Consider the following 17,032-nt stretch of genomic DNA (forward strand, 5'->3'; position numbering starts at 1 on the left):
CGGCACTCCGGCGTTTGCCAAAGGGAGTCGGCCGCCAGGCCGAAACAAAGAAAGCCGCCGTTACCGCAGCAACGGATATGCCCCCCATCCAAAGAACACAACAAAACACACCCGAGCCCCAGACCGTCTACCATCAACCTGAAGGAAATTATCTCCCCGCCCCCTCAAGTTGAAGGACTCGACAACCGACACAGTACCAATCGAACCCATAATCCAGCATATCGGCCAAGCTGCAGGCAAAATCCCGCAAGGATGATTGACCCTTTGACTGCCATCTCGGGATTGCCAATACTCATGGCAACTTGATGCTACCCGCACGGAACAAGGAATTACCCTTTGAAGCTGGAACTCAAAAACAGCTTGTCGGTGAAGTTGCTCCGGGTCGTGCTCCTGTCGGCATTGATCGTCGGCGTGGTCTTGAGCTGCGCGCAGATCGTCTTCGATGCCTATAAAACACGCCAGGCCGTCGCCAACGATGCCGAACGGATCCTCGACATGTTTCGCGACCCGTCGACTCAGGCCGTCTATAGCCTGGACCGGGAAATGGGCATGCAGGTGATCGAAGGCCTGTTCCAGGACGACGCCGTGCGCCAGGCCTCCATCGGCCATCCCAACGAAGCCATGCTCGCGCAGAAATCCCGCGACCTGCAGCACTCCAACAGCCGCTGGCTGACCGACCTGATCCTCGGCCAGGAACGCACCTTCACCACCCAACTGGTGGGCCGCGGGCCCTACAGCGAGTATTACGGCGACTTGAGCATCACCCTCGACACCGCCACCTACGGCCAGGGTTTCATCGTCAGTTCGGTGATCATCTTCATTTCCGGCGTCCTGCGCGCCATGGCGATGGGCCTGGTGCTGTATCTGGTCTATCACTGGCTGCTGACCAAGCCGCTGTCGCGGATCATCGAGCACCTGACCGAAATCAACCCCGATCGCCCCAGCGAACACAAGATTCCGCAGCTCAAGGGCCACGAAAAGAACGAGCTGGGCATCTGGATCAACACCGCCAACCAGTTGCTCGAATCCATCGAACGCAACACCCACCTGCGCCACGAAGCGGAAAACAGCCTGCTGCGCATGGCCCAGTACGATTTCCTGACCGGCCTGCCGAATCGCCAGCAATTGCAGACGCAGCTGGACAAGATCCTCGTCGACGCCGGCAAGCTGCAACGCCGGGTCGCGGTACTGTGCGTAGGCCTGGATGACTTCAAGGGCATCAACGAACAGTTCAGCTACCAGACCGGCGACCAGTTGCTGCTGGCCCTGGCCGATCGCCTGCGGGCGCACAGCGGACGCCTCGGCGCCCTCGCCCGTCTGGGTGGCGACCAGTTCGCCCTGGTCCAGGCCGATATCGAACAGCCTTACGAAGCGGCGGAACTGGCACAAAGCATTCTCGATGACCTGGAAGCGGCGTTCGCCCTCGATCATCAGGAAATCCGCCTGCGCGCCACCATCGGCATCACCCTGTTCCCCGAAGACGGCGACAGCACCGAGAAGCTGCTGCAAAAGGCCGAGCAAACCATGACCCTGGCCAAGACCCGCTCGCGCAACCGTTATCAGTTCTATATCGCCAGCGTCGACACTGAGATGCGCCGTCGTCGCGAGCTGGAAAAAGACCTGCGCGACGCCCTGACCCGCGAGCAGTTCTACCTCGTCTACCAGCCGCAGATCAGCTACCGCGACAACCGCGTCGTGGGCGTCGAGGCGCTGATTCGCTGGCAGCATCCCGAACACGGGCTGGTGCCGCCGGACCTGTTCATCCCGCTCGCCGAGCAGAACGGTACCATCATCGCCATTGGCGAGTGGGTGCTGGATCAGGCCTGCAAGCAATTGCGCGACTGGCATGACCAGGGTTTCAGCGACCTGCGCATGGCGGTGAACCTGTCCACCGTGCAACTGCACCACGCCGAGCTGCCCCGGGTAGTCAACAACCTGCTGCAGATGTATCGCCTGCCGCCGCGCAGCCTGGAGCTGGAGGTCACCGAGACCGGCCTGATGGAAGACATCAGCACCGCCGCCCAGCACCTGCTCAGCCTGCGCCGCTCCGGCGCGCTGATCGCGATCGACGACTTCGGGACGGGCTACTCGTCACTGAGTTATCTGAAAAGCCTGCCGCTGGACAAGATCAAGATCGACAAGAGCTTCGTGCAGGACCTGCTCGATGACGACGATGACGCGACCATCGTTCGCGCCATCATCCAGCTGGGCAAGAGCCTGGGCATGCAGGTGATCGCCGAAGGCGTGGAAACCGCCGAGCAGGAGGCCTACATCATCTCCGAGGGCTGCCACGAAGGTCAGGGCTACCACTACAGCAAACCGCTGTCCTCGCGGGAGCTGAGCCTCTACCTCAAGCAGGCGCAGCGCAGTAATGCCGCGATCTGGTAAATCCGCCCCGCCCCCCTGCAGGAGCGAGCTCGCTCCTACAGGGATGTCTGAATAGGAAATATTTCCAAGAACAACTCTTTACACATAATGCGAAAGATTTGCATTATGTCGCAGTTTTGCGCGCCGAACGCGCCACACCACCCCCTCTCGAAGCAGGATGTTCGCCATGATTCGTATGCCTCTGGCTACCGCCAGTCTGTTGGCCATCGCTATTTCCCTCGCCGGTTGCGGTGAAGGCAAAGACAAAGAAAAAGCTGCCGCACCTGCACCTGCTGCCAGCACCGCTGCTGCCCCGGCTGCCCCAGCCGCCGCGCCTGCCGCTGCCGGCAAAGTCGATGAAGCCGCCGCCAAAGCCGTTGTCGCCCACTACGCCGACATGGTTTTCGCCGTCTACAGCGATGCCGAATCCACCGCGAAGACCCTGCAAACCGCCGTCGACGCTTTCCTGGCCAAGCCGAACGCCGACACCCTGAAAGCGGCCCGCGAAGCCTGGATCGCCTCCCGCGTTCCTTACCTGCAGAGCGAAGTGTTCCGCTTCGGCAACACCATCATCGACGACTGGGAAGGTCAGGTGAACGCCTGGCCATTGGACGAAGGCCTGATCGACTACGTCGACAAATCCTACGAGCATGCACTGGGTAACCCGGGCGCCACCGCCAACATCATTGCCAACACCGAAATTCAGGTCGGCGAAGACAAGATCGACGTGAAGGAAATCACCCCGGAAAAACTCGCCAGCCTCAACGAGCTGGGCGGTTCCGAGGCCAACGTCGCCACCGGCTACCACGCCATCGAATTCCTGCTCTGGGGCCAGGACCTGAACGGCACCGGCCCTGGCGCCGGCAACCGTCCTGCTTCGGACTACCTGGAAGGCGCCGGCGCCACCGGCGGTCACAACGACCGTCGTCGCGCTTACCTGAAAGCCGTGACCCAACTGCTGGTCAGCGACCTGGAAGAAATGGTCGGTAACTGGAAGCCGAACGTGGCCGACAACTACCGCGCCACCCTGGAAGCCGAGCCTGCCGAAAGCGGCCTGCGCAAAATGCTGTTCGGCATGGGCAGCCTGTCCCTGGGCGAACTGGCGGGCGAGCGCATGAAGGTTTCCCTGGAAGCCAACTCCCCTGAAGACGAACACGACTGCTTCAGCGACAACACCCACAACTCGCAGTTCTACGATGCCAAGGGCATTCGTAACGTCTACCTGGGCGAGTACACCCGCGTCGACGGCACCAAGATGACCGGCGCCAGCCTGTCGTCCCTGGTCGCGAAAATCGACCCGGCCACCGACACCGCGCTGAAGGCCGACCTGGCCAACACCGAAGCCAAGATGCAGGTCATCGTCGATCACGCCAACAAGGGTGAGCACTACGACCAACTGATCGCCGCGGGCAACACCGCTGGCAACCAGATCGTTCGCGACGCCATCGCGTCCCTGGTCAAGCAGACCGGTTCAATCGAAGCCGCCGCTGGCAAACTGGGCATCGCCGACCTGAACCCGGACAACGCTGATCACGAGTTCTGATCAACGCTGGCTGAGTGAACAAGAAAAGGCGGCCTTCGGGTCGCCTTTTTCATTGGCCTGAACACGATACTCTGTAGGAGCAAGGCTTGCAGGTTAACCCTGTCCTACATCAAGCAAACGATAATTCCTCTTATTCAAACTCCCCCGCCCTGTTAAACTTCGCGCCTTTGTTTTGCTCGTCTTGCAGGATCTCTGATGCCCCCGCTGCTGCTTCGCTTGTCCGCACTGGTTCTGGCCCTGGGCCTGAGTGCCTGCGATGACGCCCCGCGTTTTACCAAGGCAGAACCCGGTGAAGCCCGCTCCGGGGGCAGTGCGACCGTGCGCAAGACCGATCAGAACGCCTTTTCGCTGCCCTCCGCCAACCTGCCGCCCTCACGGCGCGTGGACTTCAGCGTCGGCAACAGTTTCTTTCGCAACCCCTGGGTGATCGCGCCGTCGACCACCACCGCCCGCGACGGCCTCGGCCCGCTGTTCAATACCAACGCCTGCCAGAACTGCCACGTCAAGGACGGCCGCGGTCATCCGCCGGGGCCGGATGCGACCAGCGCCGTGTCGATGCTGGTGCGCCTGTCGATTCCCGATGACCCGGCCTACGCAAAAATCATCGAGCAACAGGGCGTCGTGCCCGAGCCGGTCTACGGCGGACAGTTCCAGGACATGGCCATTCCCGGCGTCGTTCCCGAGGGCAAGGTGCGGGTCGATTACACGCCTGTGTCGGTGCGTTTCAAGGACGGTACCGAAGTGGAGCTGCGCAAGCCGACCCTGAACATCACCCAGCTGGGCTACGGTCCCATGCACCCCGACACCCGTTTCTCCGCCCGGGTCGCCCCGCCGATGATCGGCCTGGGCCTGCTCGAAGCCATTCCCGACGAGGCCATCCTGGCCAATGCCGAGGCTCAGGCGAAGGAGAACAAGGGCATCGCAGGCCGCCCGAACCAAGTCTGGGATGACGCCCAGCAGAAAACCGTTCTCGGCCGGTTTGGCTGGAAAGCCGGGCAACCGAACCTCAATCAACAAAATATTCACGCGTTTTCTGGTGATATGGGCCTCACGACAAGCCTGAGACCCTTTGATGACTGCACGGACGCACAAACCACCTGCAAGCAGGCCCCGAACGGCAATGGTCCGGACGGCGAGCCTGAAGTCAGCGACAACATCCTGCGCCTGGTGCTGTTCTACAGCCGCAACCTCGCCGTACCGGCGCGCCGCGATGTCGGCGCGCCTGAAGTGCTGGCCGGCAAGAACCTGTTTTATCAGGCTGGCTGCCAGTCCTGTCACACCCCCAAGTACACCACCGCCGCCAACGCCGCCGAACCTGAACTGGCCAATCAAGTGATTCGCCCCTACAGCGATCTGCTACTGCACGACATGGGCGACGGCCTGGCCGACAACCGCACTGAATTCAAGGCCGGTGGCCGCGACTGGCGCACACCGCCGTTGTGGGGCATCGGTCTGACCGAAGCGGTCGGCGGCCACACCCAGTTCCTGCATGACGGCCGCGCCCGCAATCTGCTCGAAGCCGTGCTCTGGCATGGCGGCGAAGCGAAAAAGGCGCAGCAACAGGTTTTGACTTTCGATGCCGAGCAGCGCGCTGCGCTGCTGGCGTTCCTGAATTCCCTTTAATACCCATTCCCGCGGGAGCCCGACATGTTCCGTCCCAAACTGTTGTTCACCAGCCTTGCCGCGCTTGCCCTGGGCGCCTGCTCGCCCCAGGACCCGCAAGCCGTCACCTCGGCGGCCATCGCCAAATCGGTGATCCTGCCGACCTACACCCGCTGGGTCGAAGCCGATCGCCAGCTGGCCGTCAGCGCCCTGGCCTACTGCGAAGGCAAGGAAACCCTGGAAACCGCCCGTGCCGACTTCCTTCACGCGCAAAAAGCCTGGGCCGAGCTGCAACCGCTGCTGATCGGCCCGCTGGCCGAGGGCAACCGTTCGTGGCAGGTGCAGTTCTGGCCGGACAAGAAAAACCTCGTCGGCCGTCAGGTCGAGCAACTGGTCACCGCCCAGCCGCAGATCAATGCCGCTGAACTGGCCAAGTCCAGCGTGGTGGTCCAGGGTCTGTCGGCCTACGAATACATTCTGTTCGACAGCAAGCCCGATGTGGCCAATGCCGAACAGAAAGCCAAGTACTGCCCACTGCTGGTCGCCATCGGCGAGCGTCAGAAGCAGCTGGCCGAAGAGATCCTGAAAACATGGAACAATACCGACGGCATGCTCGCGCAGATGAGCAAGTTCCCGAACCAGCGTTATGCCGACTCCCACGAAGCGATCGCCGATCTGCTGCGCGTCCAGGTCACCGCCCTCGACAGCCTGAAAAAGAAACTCGGCACGCCGATGGGCCGCCAGACCAAGGGCGTGCCGCAGCCGTTCCAGGCCGATGCCTGGCGCAGCCAGTCGTCCCTGACCAGCATGGAAGCCAGCCTCGCCGCCGCCAAGACCGTCTGGGAAGGTGTCGACAACAAAGGCCTGCGCGGCCTGTTGCCGAGCGAGCAGAAAGCCCTGGCCGACAAGATCGACGCCGCCTATGCCGCCTCGCTCAAGCTGTTCGCCAGCAACCAGCGTTCGCTGACTGAAATGCTCAACGACGACGCCGGTCGCCAGCAACTCAACGATATCTACGACAGCCTCAACGTCGTCCACCGCCTGCACGAAGGCGAACTGGCCAAGGCGCTGGGCATCCAACTGGGCTTCAACGCCAACGACGGTGACTGATGAGGACGAGTGCCATGCTGCGACGTCAGGCTCTGACTTTAGGTAGTTTGCTGCTGGGAGCAGTGACACTGGGCGGCTGGACGCTGTTCAAGCGCAAGGATCAGAGCCCGCTGCTGCTGTCGGCACGGGACGATACCGACGGCAAACACTATGCCGTCGGCTATCGGCTGGACGGCACCCGAGTGTTTGCCACCCAGGTCGGCCAGCGCTGCCACGACATCATCAACCACCCGACGCAGCCCATCGCCCTGTTCGTCGCCCGGCGCCCGGGCACCGAGAGCTACCTGATCGACTTGCGTGACGGCACGCTGCTGCAAACCATCACCTCGCAACCGAATCGGCATTTCTACGGCCATGCGGTAATTCACCAGAGCGGCGACTGGCTGTACGCCACCGAGAACGACACCACCGATCCGGGTCGCGGCCTGCTCGGGGTGTACAAGTTCGAAGGCGAGCGCCTGGTGCACAGCGGCGAGATTTCCACCCACGGCCTGGGCCCGCATCAGGTGTCATGGATGCCGGATGGCGAAACCCTGGTGGTGGCCAACGGCGGCATTCGCACCGAGGCGGAAAGCCGTGTCGACATGAACCTCGACGCCATGGAGCCGAGCCTGGTGCTGATGCAGCGCGACGGCACCCTGCTGAGCAAGGAAACCCTGGCCCAGCAGATGAACAGCGTGCGGCACCTGGGAATCGCCAGCGACGGCACCATCGTCGCCGGCCAGCAATTCATGGGCGCCTCCCACGAGCGGTCGGAGCTGCTGGCGATCAAGCGTCCGGGCAAACCGTTCGTGGCCTTCCCGGTGCCCGAACACCAGCTGCAGGCCATGGGGCACTACACCGCCAGCGTCGCGGTGCACAGTGACCTGCGCCTGGTGGCGTTGACCGCGCCACGGGGCAACCGCTTTTTCATCTGGGACCTGGACAGCGGCGAAGTGCGCCTGGACGCGCCGCTTCCCGATTGCGCAGGTGTGGGCGCCGTGGCCGACGGCTTCGTCGTGACCTCCGGCCAGGGCCGCTGCCGTTACTACGATTGCCGCCAGACAAACCTTGTTGCAAAACCACTGGAGCTGCCTGCGGGGCTCTGGGACAACCATCTGCATTTGATGGCGTAAATCCTGCGAAAAAGATCGCAACCTTCGCCAACTCCCGCTCGGGCATGATGTCCACCCTGTAGGAGCTGCCGAAGGCTGCGATCTTTCCCATCCGCAACCTGCCACGCGCTCAAGCCTTGACGACCCGCAGTTGGAATCCCCTTCCCACTCGCGGTAATGTGCCTTCTTGTCTCACCTGATTTTCTCCAAGGAACAGGAAATATGCTGCGTCGCCGCATGCTGATCATGTTGGGTGTTGTGCTGCTGATCGTGCTGGTACTGGCCGGGTACAAAGCCTTCTCCATCTATACGATGATTCAGGGTTTCTCCGCGCCCAAGCCGCCCATCAGCGTCGCCGTCGCCACGGCCGCCGAAAAGCCATGGCAGGCCCGGCTGCCGACGGTCGGCACGCTCAAGGCATTGCAGGGCGTGGACCTGAGCCTGGAAACCGATGGCACGGTCGTCGATCTGCAGTTCGAGTCAGGACAGAAGGTCAAGGCCGGTCAACCCTTGCTGCGACTCGACAGCGCCGTGGAAACCGCCTTGCTGGAAACCGCCCAGGCCGATCTGGGGCTGGCCCAGCTGGACTTTGGTCGCGGCAGCCAACTGGTCGGCAGCCAGGCGATTTCCAAAGGTGAATTCGACCGTCTCTCCGCCGTGCTGAAAAAGAGCAAGGCCACGGTCAATCAGCTCAAGGCCGCCCTGGGCAAAAAGAGCATCGTCGCCCCCTTCAGCGGCACCATCGGTATTCGTCAGGTGGACGTCGGCGACTACCTCGCCAGCGGCACCAAGATCGCCACCCTGCAAGACCTCAGCAGCCTCTATGTGGACTTCTTCGTGCCCGAGCAGTCGGTGCCGAAAATCGCCCTCGGCCAACCGGTTGAAATCATCGTCGCGGCCTACCCCACTCAGTCCTTCCCCGGCACCATCAGCGCGATCAACCCGAAACTGGAAAACAGCACGCGCAACATGCAGGTGCGCGCGACCCTGGCCAACCCCGACGGCAAGCTGCTGCCGGGGATGTTCGCCAGCCTGGAGGTGATGTTGCCCAACCCGCAGCAGCGCATCGTCGTGCCGGAAAGCGCGATCACCTACACCCTCTATGGCAACTCGCTGTATGTCGCCGCGCAGAAGAAAGCCGAAGACGGCAGCGTCGAGAAAGACGACAAGGGCCAGCCGATCCTGGTCGCCGAACGACGTTTCGTCGAAACCGGCGAACGTCGCGACGGCATGGTGATGATCACCAAAGGCGTGCAGAACGGCGAAACCGTCGTCACCGCCGGCCAGATCAAACTGGATAACGGTGCACACATCGCCATCAGCGATGACAAGACCCTGGCCGAGAAGAACAGCCAGCCACGCGCTGACTGATCAAGGAACTCCCAATGGCTTTTACCGATCCGTTCATCCGCCGCCCGGTCCTCGCGACCGTGGTGAGCCTGCTGATTGTGCTGCTGGGCTTCCAGGCCTGGAGCAAGCTGCCGCTGCGCCAGTATCCGCAAATGGAAAACGCCCTGATCACGGTCACCACCGCCTACCCCGGGGCCAACGCCGAAACCATCCAGGGCTACATCACCCAGCCGATGCAACAGAGCCTGGCCAGTGCCGAGGGCATCGACTACATGACCTCGGTCAGTCGCCAGAACTTCTCGGTGATTTCCATCTACGCCCGCATCGGCGCCAACAGCGACCGGCTGTTCACGGAACTTCTGGCCAAGGCCAACGAGGTCAAGAACCAGTTGCCCCAAGACGCAGAAGACCCGGTCCTGAGCAAGGAAGCCGCGGACGCCTCGGCGCTGATGTACATCAGTTTCTTCAGCAAGGAGTTGAGCAACCCGCAGATCACCGACTACCTGTCGCGGGTCATCCAGCCAAAGCTGGCGACCCTGCCCGGCATGGCCGAAGCCGAGATTCTCGGCAACCAGGTGTTCGCCATGCGCCTGTGGCTGGACCCGGTGAAACTCGCCGGTTTCGGCCTGACGGCAAGCGATGTGACCAATGCGGTGCGCCAGTACAACTTCCTCTCCGCCGCCGGCGAGGTCAAAGGCGAGTACGTGGTCACCAGTATCAACGCCAGTACGGAACTCAAATCCGCCGAAGCCTTCGCCGCAATCCCGCTCAAAGTCGATGGCGACAGCCGGGTGCTGTTGCGCGACGTCGCGCGGGTCGAGATGGGCGCGGAAAACTACGACACCATCAGCTCCTTCGGCGGCACGCCCTCGGTATACATCGGTATCAAGGCCACGCCCGGCGCCAACCCGCTGGACGTGATCAAGGAAGTGCGCAAGATCATGCCGGACCTCGAGGCCCAGCTTCCGCCCAACCTCAAGGCCGAAATCGCCTACGACGCCACGCTGTTCATCCAGGCGTCGATCGACGAAGTGGTGAAAACCCTGTTCGAAGCGGTGCTGATCGTGATCGTGGTGGTGTTCCTGTTCCTCGGCGCGCTGCGTTCGGTGGTGATCCCGGTGGTGACCATCCCGCTGTCGATGATCGGCGTGATGTTCTTCATGCAGATGATGGGTTACTCGATCAACCTGCTGACCCTGCTGGCGATGGTGTTGGCCATCGGTCTGGTGGTGGACGACGCCATCGTGGTGGTGGAGAACATCCACCGGCACATCGAGGAAGGCAAGACGCCGTTTGACGCCGCCCTCGAAGGCGCGCGGGAAATCGCCATGCCGGTGGTCTCGATGACCATCACCCTGGCGGCGGTGTACGCGCCGATCGGTTTCCTGACGGGGCTGACCGGGGCACTGTTCAAGGAGTTCGCCCTGACCCTGGCCGGAGCGGTGGTGATCTCCGGCATCGTCGCCCTGACCCTGTCGCCGATGATGTGCGCCTACCTGCTGCGCCACGACGAAAACCCCACCGGCCTGGCGCACCGCCTCGACCTGATTTTCGAAAGCCTCAAACGTCGTTATCAGAGCTTGCTGCATGGCACGCTCAACACCCGGCCGGTGGTGCTGGTGTTTGCCGTGATCGTGCTGTGCCTGATTCCGGTGCTGCTCAAGTTCACCAAGTCGGAACTGGCGCCGGATGAGGACCAGGGCATCATTTTCATGATGGCCAGCGCCCCGCAGCCGACCAACCTCGATTACCTCAACGCCTATACCGATGAGTTCGTCTCGATCTTCAAGGCTTTCCCCGAGTACTACTCCTCATTCCAGATCAACGGCTTCAACGGCGTGCAATCGGGCATCGGCGGCTTCCTGCTCAAGCCGTGGAACGACCGGGACCGGACCCAGATGCAGATCCTGCCCGACGTCCAGGCCAAGCTCGAAGGCATCGCCGGCCTGCAGATTTTCGGCTTCAACCTGCCCTCCTTGCCGGGCACCGGCGAGGGCTTGCCGTTCCAGTTCGTCATCAACACCGCCAACGATTACGAGTTGCTGCTGCAAGTGGTTGACCGGGTGAAGAAGCGTGCAGCCGAATCCGGCAAGTTCGCCTTCGTCGACGTCGACCTGGCCTTCGACAAGCCGGAAGTGGTGGTGGACATCGACCGCGCCAAGGCTGCACAGATGGGCGTGTCGATGCAGGAGCTGGGGGGAACGCTGGCGACTTTGCTGGGCGAGGCGGAAATCAACCGTTTCACCATCGAGGGCCGCAGTTACAAGGTCATCGCCCAGGTCGAGCGACCGTTCCGGGACAACCCGGACTGGCTGAACAACTACTACGTGAGGAACAACAATAATGAACTGCTGGCCCTTTCGACCTTGATCACGGTGAAGGACCGGGCCCGACCGAGACAGCTGAACCAGTTCCAGCAACTCAACTCGGCGATCCTCTCCGGCGTTCCCCTGGTCAGCATGGGCGAAGCCATCGACACCGTGCGCCAGATCGCCCAGGAAGAAGCCCCCGTGGGCTTCGCCATCGACTACGCCGGCGCCTCGCGGCAATACGTGCAGGAAGGCAGCGCGCTGTGGGTCACCTTCGCCCTGGCACTGGCCATCATCTTCCTGGTCCTGGCCGCCCAGTTCGAAAGCTTCCGCGACCCGCTGGTGATCCTGGTGACCGTGCCGCTGTCGATCTGCGGCGCCTTGCTGCCGCTGTTCCTCGGCTGGTCGAGCATGAACATCTACACCCAGGTCGGTCTGGTGACCTTGATCGGCCTGATCAGCAAACACGGGATCCTGATCGTCGAATTCGCCAACCAGCTGCGCAAGGAAAAAGGCCTGACCGCCCGCGAAGCCGTAGAAGAAGCCGCCTCCATCCGCCTGCGCCCAGTCTTGATGACCACCGCCGCCATGGTCTTCGGCATGGTCCCACTGATCATCGCCACCGGCGCGGGCGCGGTCAGCCGGTTCGACATCGGTACGGTGATCGCGACGGGGATGTCGATCGGTACATTGTTTACGCTGTTCGTACTGCCCTGCGTCTACACCCTGCTGGCCAAACCCGACAAACCCGCCCCCCCGTAGGCGCGAGGCTTGCCCGCGAAGGCGGTGGATCAGATACATAGATGGCGCCTGCCCCACCGCATTCGCGAGCAGGCTCGCTCCCACAGAAACACGCACAACAAAAAAGGCCCCGCATTTCAGCGAGGCCTTTCATCTTGGCTTCAACCATCTCAAACGCTATGGCCTCAACCCCTGCGACATCCCAAACACAAACAACAACAAATCATGATCCGGCTGACTCGCCGATACCGCTTTGACCACCCGCGGCAACGGACAACTCTCACCGTTACCCGAACTGAGAACTTGCGTGCGTGGCTGCTCCCAGGCAGCCACCGCCAGTGAAGCGACTGCCAAGGCTCCTACTAGAAACAAACCTCGCGCAACTTCGAGTTTCATCGCTATAAACCTTTGATAGCGCTGCCAAACGCCGTCTTATAAAAATAGACGAGCTTTCCCCAATCCGCCGGATTGAACGACGAGTGGCGACGCAGTTGCTTCATGTCATGAGCCGCCGCTTGCCCCGCGGTCATCCGCTGCCGGCACTTCTCCAGATCGATCAGCGCCACCTCGACCTTGGCCGCCTCACCTTCGCCCGTCACACGCAAAAACACGTGCTTGATGTACAGGCAACTGTGCTGCCAACGCCCCTTGTGCATGCGCGCCAGGTTCTCGGCAAGATCCTTCAGCACGCGATCGTGCACCGCCTCGCCATAACGCTCCCGGCCGCCCGCCGCGTACCAGTTTTCGATTTCGTCGAAGCCGTCCAGGGATTTGGTGACCAGCAATGCGCGCCATTTGTGCACCGGGTCGCGCTGTGCGCCGCAGTAGACGATTTGCGGGACGCGCACTCCCAGCTTGCTGACGCCGGTAAGGGCGTCACGCTCGCGCAGAACCGTAGGCCGGCCGAACGGGTGCAGCAGCGTGCGATGGATATGCCCGGTCTGGCGCTTCACATAAAGCAGCTGACCATCACTGCCCATGACCCGTTGAACACCACTTTCTCCACCACGGCGGACATTGGGTTCTTCCACCCAGTCACCACGCTGATTCCAGAAATAGTCGAAACGGTCCTCGGACCCCATACCCGATCCCTCTGCATACTGCACTGCCATCCTGTTACCTCTTGCGTAATACGTAAACTCGCCACATGGCATAGAGCGGTATAAAGTCCAGACGTTCCTGAATTCGGAACCCAGCCTGCTCAAATTCCTTCTCTACCGTAGCAGCAGGTAACACAAATCGATTTTGGTAACCTTCCTGCCCACGGGTTTTCTCTGCGCGCTTGCGTTTCCAGGCTTTGAAATTGCCATCCACCCACAGCGAAAGGATCACGCTGTCACGGCTGACGCGCTCGAATTCGCGCAAAATAGCCAGCCGATGCTCGGCCTCACCGATGTGATGAAGCAAACGCATACAGAATATGCTGTCGACGGCGTTATCAGGTAACGCGATGTCGAATGCAGACGTGTGCAAGGGTTGTACCCGTTTTACCACTTCGGCCGGTTGCGACTGAGTGGCGATCTTGATCATCGATTCGGAGTTGTCGGCGCCGATGATCACGCGGTTGGGTTTTTCCGCCAGCATCGGCCAGAAACGTCCCGCGCCGCAGGGCAGATCGAGTACCAGGCCTGGCTCGCCGACCGCTGTCAGGGCCTTTCGGGCCATCTGAACATCACGCCAGTGCGACAGCCGGCGGCCCAGACCGTCCTTGTGCTTGCGCAGATAGCGCTTGGCATGTTCGTCGTCATATTTCTCGGAAAAATCAAGTTTGATCGGGCCGGCCATCACAAAGGTCTCCTGTATTTTCGAATGGCAACTACCTTAGGTAGCCCAATGTCGACGTCAGGTCATGCAATTGTGAAAAATTTGTCATGTAAAACCTCGAAGTATTTCGAGGTTTTACAAGGTATGCCGCCTGTCAGGATGATTGTTTTTTCAGCCTTTCTGGTCCGGCGTGTGCAAATCCACCTGAAAGCGACAACCATTGGGTTCCATGGTGGTCAGGCTGACCGTCCAGCCCTGGTTTTCACAGATTCGCTGTACCAGCGAAAGCCCCAACCCCAACCCGTCGCCGCGTTTTTCCGTGCCCCGCACGAACGGCTCGAACATGGCTTCGCGTTTTTCCTCGGGGATGCCTACGCCGCTGTCTTCCACGGTGAAACCGTTGTCGGTCAGTGTCAGGCGAATGAAGCCTTGCTCGGTGTAATGCAAGGCATTACGCAACAGATTGCCCATCACCGCGTGCAGTAACGTCGCGTTATAACGACCGTCGTGTGCACCTCCCGGCTCAAAAATCAATCGCAAGCCTTTGGCCTCGATCGGCTCGCGCCACAGATTCAGCAACCCATCGGCCACCTGCCCCAGGGATTGTTGCGGCGACATGCTGGCATCTTCGCGCTGGGCACGGGCCAGCATCAGAAAGGTTTGCACCAGTTCACGCATTTCTTCACTGGCACGAGCGATGCGCTCGACCTGAGACCGGCCGCGCTGATCGATTCGGGGGTTTTCCAGCAGCAGTTCGCAGGAACTGGCAAGCACCATCAATGGCGTACGCAGTTCGTGGCTGACGTCACTGGTAAAAAGGCGCTCACGGGTCAATGCCTGACGCAGACGTCCAAGGGTCGCATCGAACGCCACCGCCAGTTCACCGACTTCGTCCGCCGCATAATCCGGGGCCAAGGGCGGCGCCAGCCCCAGCAACTGGTCGCGGTGACGCACCTGGCGGGCCAGTCGCACGACCGGTGCCATGACCTTGCGTGCCAGGACCCAGCCGAGGAAAACCGCCAGCGCCAGGCTCAGCACGAATCCCACCAGCACCACAGCGAACAGCACCCGCTCACGCTCCTCGAAGTCGCTCTGATCCTGCAACAGCACGTAGTGTCGCCCATCGACGATTTCGACCATCGCGTGATAAGACAACTGCTCGCGAAACACCTCGTGGAACCCCGAATCCAGGTGCCGCAAATCCTTGGGCAGCTCGAAATCCCCCGGCCCGCCACTGAAATAGAACAGCTGGTCCGGCTCGGGGCGATGGCTCCAGTCGGAGACGTTATCCATCAGCAACAGACGCTGCAGATCGCCGCCCAGCCCCGCCGAGATCAGCTTTTCTTCCACCAGGTGCACCGTCGCCACAATGCCCATGGCAAAGGCGCCCGCCACCAGTGCGCTCATCAGCGCAAAGGCGATGATGATCCGCTGAGCAAGGCTCTGTTTAAACTCCATCGCGCCCCTCGGCCAGGCGATAACCCACACCATGCACGGTTTGCAGCAGGGGTTTGGCGAACGGCTTGTCGATCACCTGACGCAATTGGTGGACATGGCTGCGCAGGCTGTCGCTGTCCGGGCAGTCATCGCCCCAGAGGGCTTCCTCGAGAATTTCCCGGCGCAGCACGTGCGGGCTTTTCTGCATCAACACCGCCAGCAGCTTCAGGCCAACGGGGTTGAGTTTGAGCAAGCGGCCTTCGCGGGTGACTTCCAGGGTGTCCAGGTCATAGCTCAGGTCGGCAACCTGCAGGGTGCGGCGACCGCCGCCCTGGGAGCGACGCATGACCGCTTCGACCCGTGCCGCCAGCTCCGACAAGGCGAAAGGCTTGATCAGATAATCGTCGGCACCGGACTTGAAGCCCTGAAGACGGTCGTCCAGTTGATCGCGAGCGGTCAGCATGATCACCGGGGTGTCCCGACGGGCATCTTCACGCAGGCGTTTGCACAGGGTGTAGCCGTCGATGCCGGGCAGCATGATGTCGAGCACGATCAGATCGTAATGCTCGGTGGCCGCCAGATGCAGGCCCGACAGACCGTCCTGAGCGCAATCCACGGTATAGCCTTTGAGCCCCAGGTAATCAGCCAGATTGGCCAGGATATCGCGGTTGTCTTCAACCAAAAGAATTCGCATGGGTATCTCTCCGTACACAGTAACGGCCGTCTTGGCCCGCGCAGCTTACGGCCAAGTCTGGCTCACTGCCAGAGTTGCGTGCAGTTGCCGATCTTGTGCGAATAAACCGCGAACCTTAACGTTTTTTTCACTATCGATTCACAGGCAGACCACGGGATCAGGTTCATAATCCGCGCGGTTGCGCTTCTCAGATCACTTCACCGACCCAGGAATTGCCATGGTTTCGACCGCTACTCGCCCCGCCTCACGCCCGCTCAATTTCTGGATATGCCTGGGGATTCCCGCCGTTACCGCGATCATCCTGGTGTTGCTCGAGCTGACCTCACTGGACATGAGCCTGGCCAATCTGTTCTACGATCCGGTTGCCGGCGACTTCATCGGCCGACACAGTTACTTCCTCGAAGACATCCTGCATGACCGCGCCAAACAGGTGGTCATCGCCTTCTCGGTATTGGCCATCTTCGGCTACATGGGTTCATTTTTTGTCGAACGGCTCAAACCGTTCAAGCGCGAGCTGGGCTGCCTGGTGCTGTCCCTGGGGCTGGCGACTTCCTTTGTCACGCCGATGAAGGCGGTGACGGCGGTGCAGTGCCCGTGGAGTCTTGAGCAGTTCGGCGGTCATGAGAAGTACAGCGAATTACTGAGTCCTCGTCCGCAGACCGAAAAACCGGGGCGGTGCTGGCCCGGCGGTCACGCTGCCACCGGGTTCACGCTGTTTGCGCTGTTCTTCGTGTTGCGCGATCGTCGCCCCCGGCTGGCCCGCGCGGCGCTTGTCTTCGCTTTCGCTCTGGGGTCGGTGTTTTCCATCGGGCGGATGATGCAGGGCGCGCACTTTTTCTCGCACAACGTGTGGACGGCGGTGTTCTGCTGGCTGATTTGCCTGGGGTCTTATTACTGGCTGCTGTATCGGCCGGCGTCTACGACGGAGCGGGTGAGCAAGGCTGAACCTGTCGGCGCCTGATCTGACGTCTTCGCGGGCAAGCCTCGCTCCTACAGAAATTACCGAACCGTAGGAGCGAGG

Annotated in this window: 13 protein-coding genes; 8 read left to right on the plus strand and 5 right to left on the minus strand. The window is 61.4% G+C overall.

Translation table 11 applies throughout. The annotated features are described in order from the left end of the window. Nucleotides 1-336 precede the first annotated feature (336 nt). From HNO86_RS15545 to HNO86_RS15575, 7 genes are all read left to right on the plus strand, one after another. On the plus strand, nucleotides 337-2,388 hold the full coding sequence (locus HNO86_RS15545; protein ID WP_175377826.1) for a bifunctional diguanylate cyclase/phosphodiesterase: 2,052 nt from the start codon (nucleotides 337-339) through the stop codon (nucleotides 2,386-2,388). 166 nt (nucleotides 2,389-2,554) lie between these two features. Further along, a complete protein-coding gene (locus tag HNO86_RS15550; RefSeq protein ID WP_175377827.1) occupies nucleotides 2,555-3,910 on the plus strand; it encodes an imelysin family protein in 1,356 nt (451 codons plus the stop codon). 195 nt (nucleotides 3,911-4,105) lie between these two features. Beyond that, nucleotides 4,106-5,533, plus strand: a complete 1,428-nt coding sequence (locus tag HNO86_RS15555; RefSeq protein WP_175377828.1) for a di-heme oxidoredictase family protein — start codon at nucleotides 4,106-4,108, stop codon at nucleotides 5,531-5,533. A 24-nt stretch (nucleotides 5,534-5,557) separates the two neighbouring features. Next, nucleotides 5,558-6,622 (plus strand): imelysin family protein, encoded by a 1,065-nt coding sequence (locus HNO86_RS15560; RefSeq protein WP_175377829.1) that lies wholly within the window; start codon nucleotides 5,558-5,560, stop codon nucleotides 6,620-6,622. A gap of 14 nt (nucleotides 6,623-6,636) precedes the next feature. After that, the gene (locus HNO86_RS15565) at nucleotides 6,637-7,737 is read left to right on the plus strand and encodes a DUF1513 domain-containing protein (RefSeq protein WP_175377830.1); all 1,101 of its coding nucleotides are present in this window, start codon (nucleotides 6,637-6,639) and stop codon (nucleotides 7,735-7,737) included. Between the two features lie 201 nt (nucleotides 7,738-7,938). Next, nucleotides 7,939-9,087 carry an efflux RND transporter periplasmic adaptor subunit gene (locus HNO86_RS15570; RefSeq protein WP_175377831.1) on the plus strand — a complete coding sequence of 383 codons (1,149 nt, stop codon included), beginning with the start codon at nucleotides 7,939-7,941 and terminating at the stop codon, nucleotides 9,085-9,087. 14 nt (nucleotides 9,088-9,101) lie between these two features. Further along, nucleotides 9,102-12,137 (plus strand): multidrug efflux RND transporter permease subunit, encoded by a 3,036-nt coding sequence (locus tag HNO86_RS15575; RefSeq protein WP_175377832.1) that lies wholly within the window; start codon nucleotides 9,102-9,104, stop codon nucleotides 12,135-12,137. Nucleotides 12,138-12,293: 156 nt separating this feature from the next. On the opposite strand, the gene HNO86_RS15580 is transcribed toward HNO86_RS15575, so the two are convergent. From HNO86_RS15580 to colR, 5 genes are all read right to left on the minus strand, one after another. Then, complete coding sequence (locus tag HNO86_RS15580; protein ID WP_175377833.1) at nucleotides 12,294-12,512, minus strand: hypothetical protein; 219 nt, start codon at nucleotides 12,510-12,512, stop codon at nucleotides 12,294-12,296. 2 nt (nucleotides 12,513-12,514) lie between these two features. Beyond that, the gene (locus HNO86_RS15585) at nucleotides 12,515-13,228 is read right to left on the minus strand and encodes a lipopolysaccharide kinase InaA family protein (protein ID WP_175377834.1); all 714 of its coding nucleotides are present in this window, start codon (nucleotides 13,226-13,228) and stop codon (nucleotides 12,515-12,517) included. 4 nt (nucleotides 13,229-13,232) lie between these two features. Next, nucleotides 13,233-13,901 carry a class I SAM-dependent methyltransferase gene (locus tag HNO86_RS15590; RefSeq protein ID WP_175377835.1) on the minus strand — a complete coding sequence of 223 codons (669 nt, stop codon included), beginning with the start codon at nucleotides 13,899-13,901 and terminating at the stop codon, nucleotides 13,233-13,235. Between the two features lie 150 nt (nucleotides 13,902-14,051). Continuing rightward, the gene (locus tag HNO86_RS15595) at nucleotides 14,052-15,338 is read right to left on the minus strand and encodes a HAMP domain-containing sensor histidine kinase (RefSeq protein WP_175377836.1); all 1,287 of its coding nucleotides are present in this window, start codon (nucleotides 15,336-15,338) and stop codon (nucleotides 14,052-14,054) included. Then, nucleotides 15,328-16,011 carry a two-component system response regulator ColR gene (gene colR, locus HNO86_RS15600; protein WP_175377837.1) on the minus strand — a complete coding sequence of 228 codons (684 nt, stop codon included), beginning with the start codon at nucleotides 16,009-16,011 and terminating at the stop codon, nucleotides 15,328-15,330. Before colR ends, HNO86_RS15595 begins: the two co-directional genes overlap by 11 nt. Nucleotides 16,012-16,228: 217 nt before the next feature. On the opposite strand from colR, the gene HNO86_RS15605 reads away from it, so the two are divergent. Further along, complete coding sequence (locus tag HNO86_RS15605) at nucleotides 16,229-16,972, plus strand: phosphatase PAP2 family protein (protein ID WP_175377838.1); 744 nt, start codon at nucleotides 16,229-16,231, stop codon at nucleotides 16,970-16,972. Nucleotides 16,973-17,032: the final 60 nt, after the last annotated feature.

This window comes from Pseudomonas sp. C1C7, from assembly GCF_013359595.1.
Taxonomy (GTDB): domain Bacteria; phylum Pseudomonadota; class Gammaproteobacteria; order Pseudomonadales; family Pseudomonadaceae; genus Aquipseudomonas.

What these genes read in the sequence shown, in the direction of transcription:
- HNO86_RS15550 (WP_175377827.1), top strand. Translation starts at nt 2,555, where the DNA reads ATGATTCGTATGCCTCTGGCTACCGCCAGTCTGTTGGCCATCGCTATT.
- HNO86_RS15555 (WP_175377828.1), top strand. Translation starts at nt 4,106, where the DNA reads ATGCCCCCGCTGCTGCTTCGCTTGTCCGCACTGGTTCTGGCCCTGGGC.
- HNO86_RS15560 (WP_175377829.1), top strand. Translation starts at nt 5,558, where the DNA reads ATGTTCCGTCCCAAACTGTTGTTCACCAGCCTTGCCGCGCTTGCCCTG.
- HNO86_RS15565 (WP_175377830.1), top strand. Translation starts at nt 6,637, where the DNA reads ATGCTGCGACGTCAGGCTCTGACTTTAGGTAGTTTGCTGCTGGGAGCA.
- HNO86_RS15570 (WP_175377831.1), top strand. Translation starts at nt 7,939, where the DNA reads ATGCTGCGTCGCCGCATGCTGATCATGTTGGGTGTTGTGCTGCTGATC.
- HNO86_RS15575 (WP_175377832.1), top strand. Translation starts at nt 9,102, where the DNA reads ATGGCTTTTACCGATCCGTTCATCCGCCGCCCGGTCCTCGCGACCGTG.
- HNO86_RS15580 (WP_175377833.1), bottom strand. Translation starts at nt 12,512, where the DNA reads ATGAAACTCGAAGTTGCGCGAGGTTTGTTTCTAGTAGGAGCCTTGGCA.
- HNO86_RS15585 (WP_175377834.1), bottom strand. Translation starts at nt 13,228, where the DNA reads ATGGCAGTGCAGTATGCAGAGGGATCGGGTATGGGGTCCGAGGACCGT.
- HNO86_RS15590 (WP_175377835.1), bottom strand. Translation starts at nt 13,901, where the DNA reads ATGGCCGGCCCGATCAAACTTGATTTTTCCGAGAAATATGACGACGAA.
- HNO86_RS15595 (WP_175377836.1), bottom strand. Translation starts at nt 15,338, where the DNA reads ATGGAGTTTAAACAGAGCCTTGCTCAGCGGATCATCATCGCCTTTGCG.
- colR (WP_175377837.1), bottom strand. Translation starts at nt 16,011, where the DNA reads ATGCGAATTCTTTTGGTTGAAGACAACCGCGATATCCTGGCCAATCTG.
- HNO86_RS15605 (WP_175377838.1), top strand. Translation starts at nt 16,229, where the DNA reads ATGGTTTCGACCGCTACTCGCCCCGCCTCACGCCCGCTCAATTTCTGG.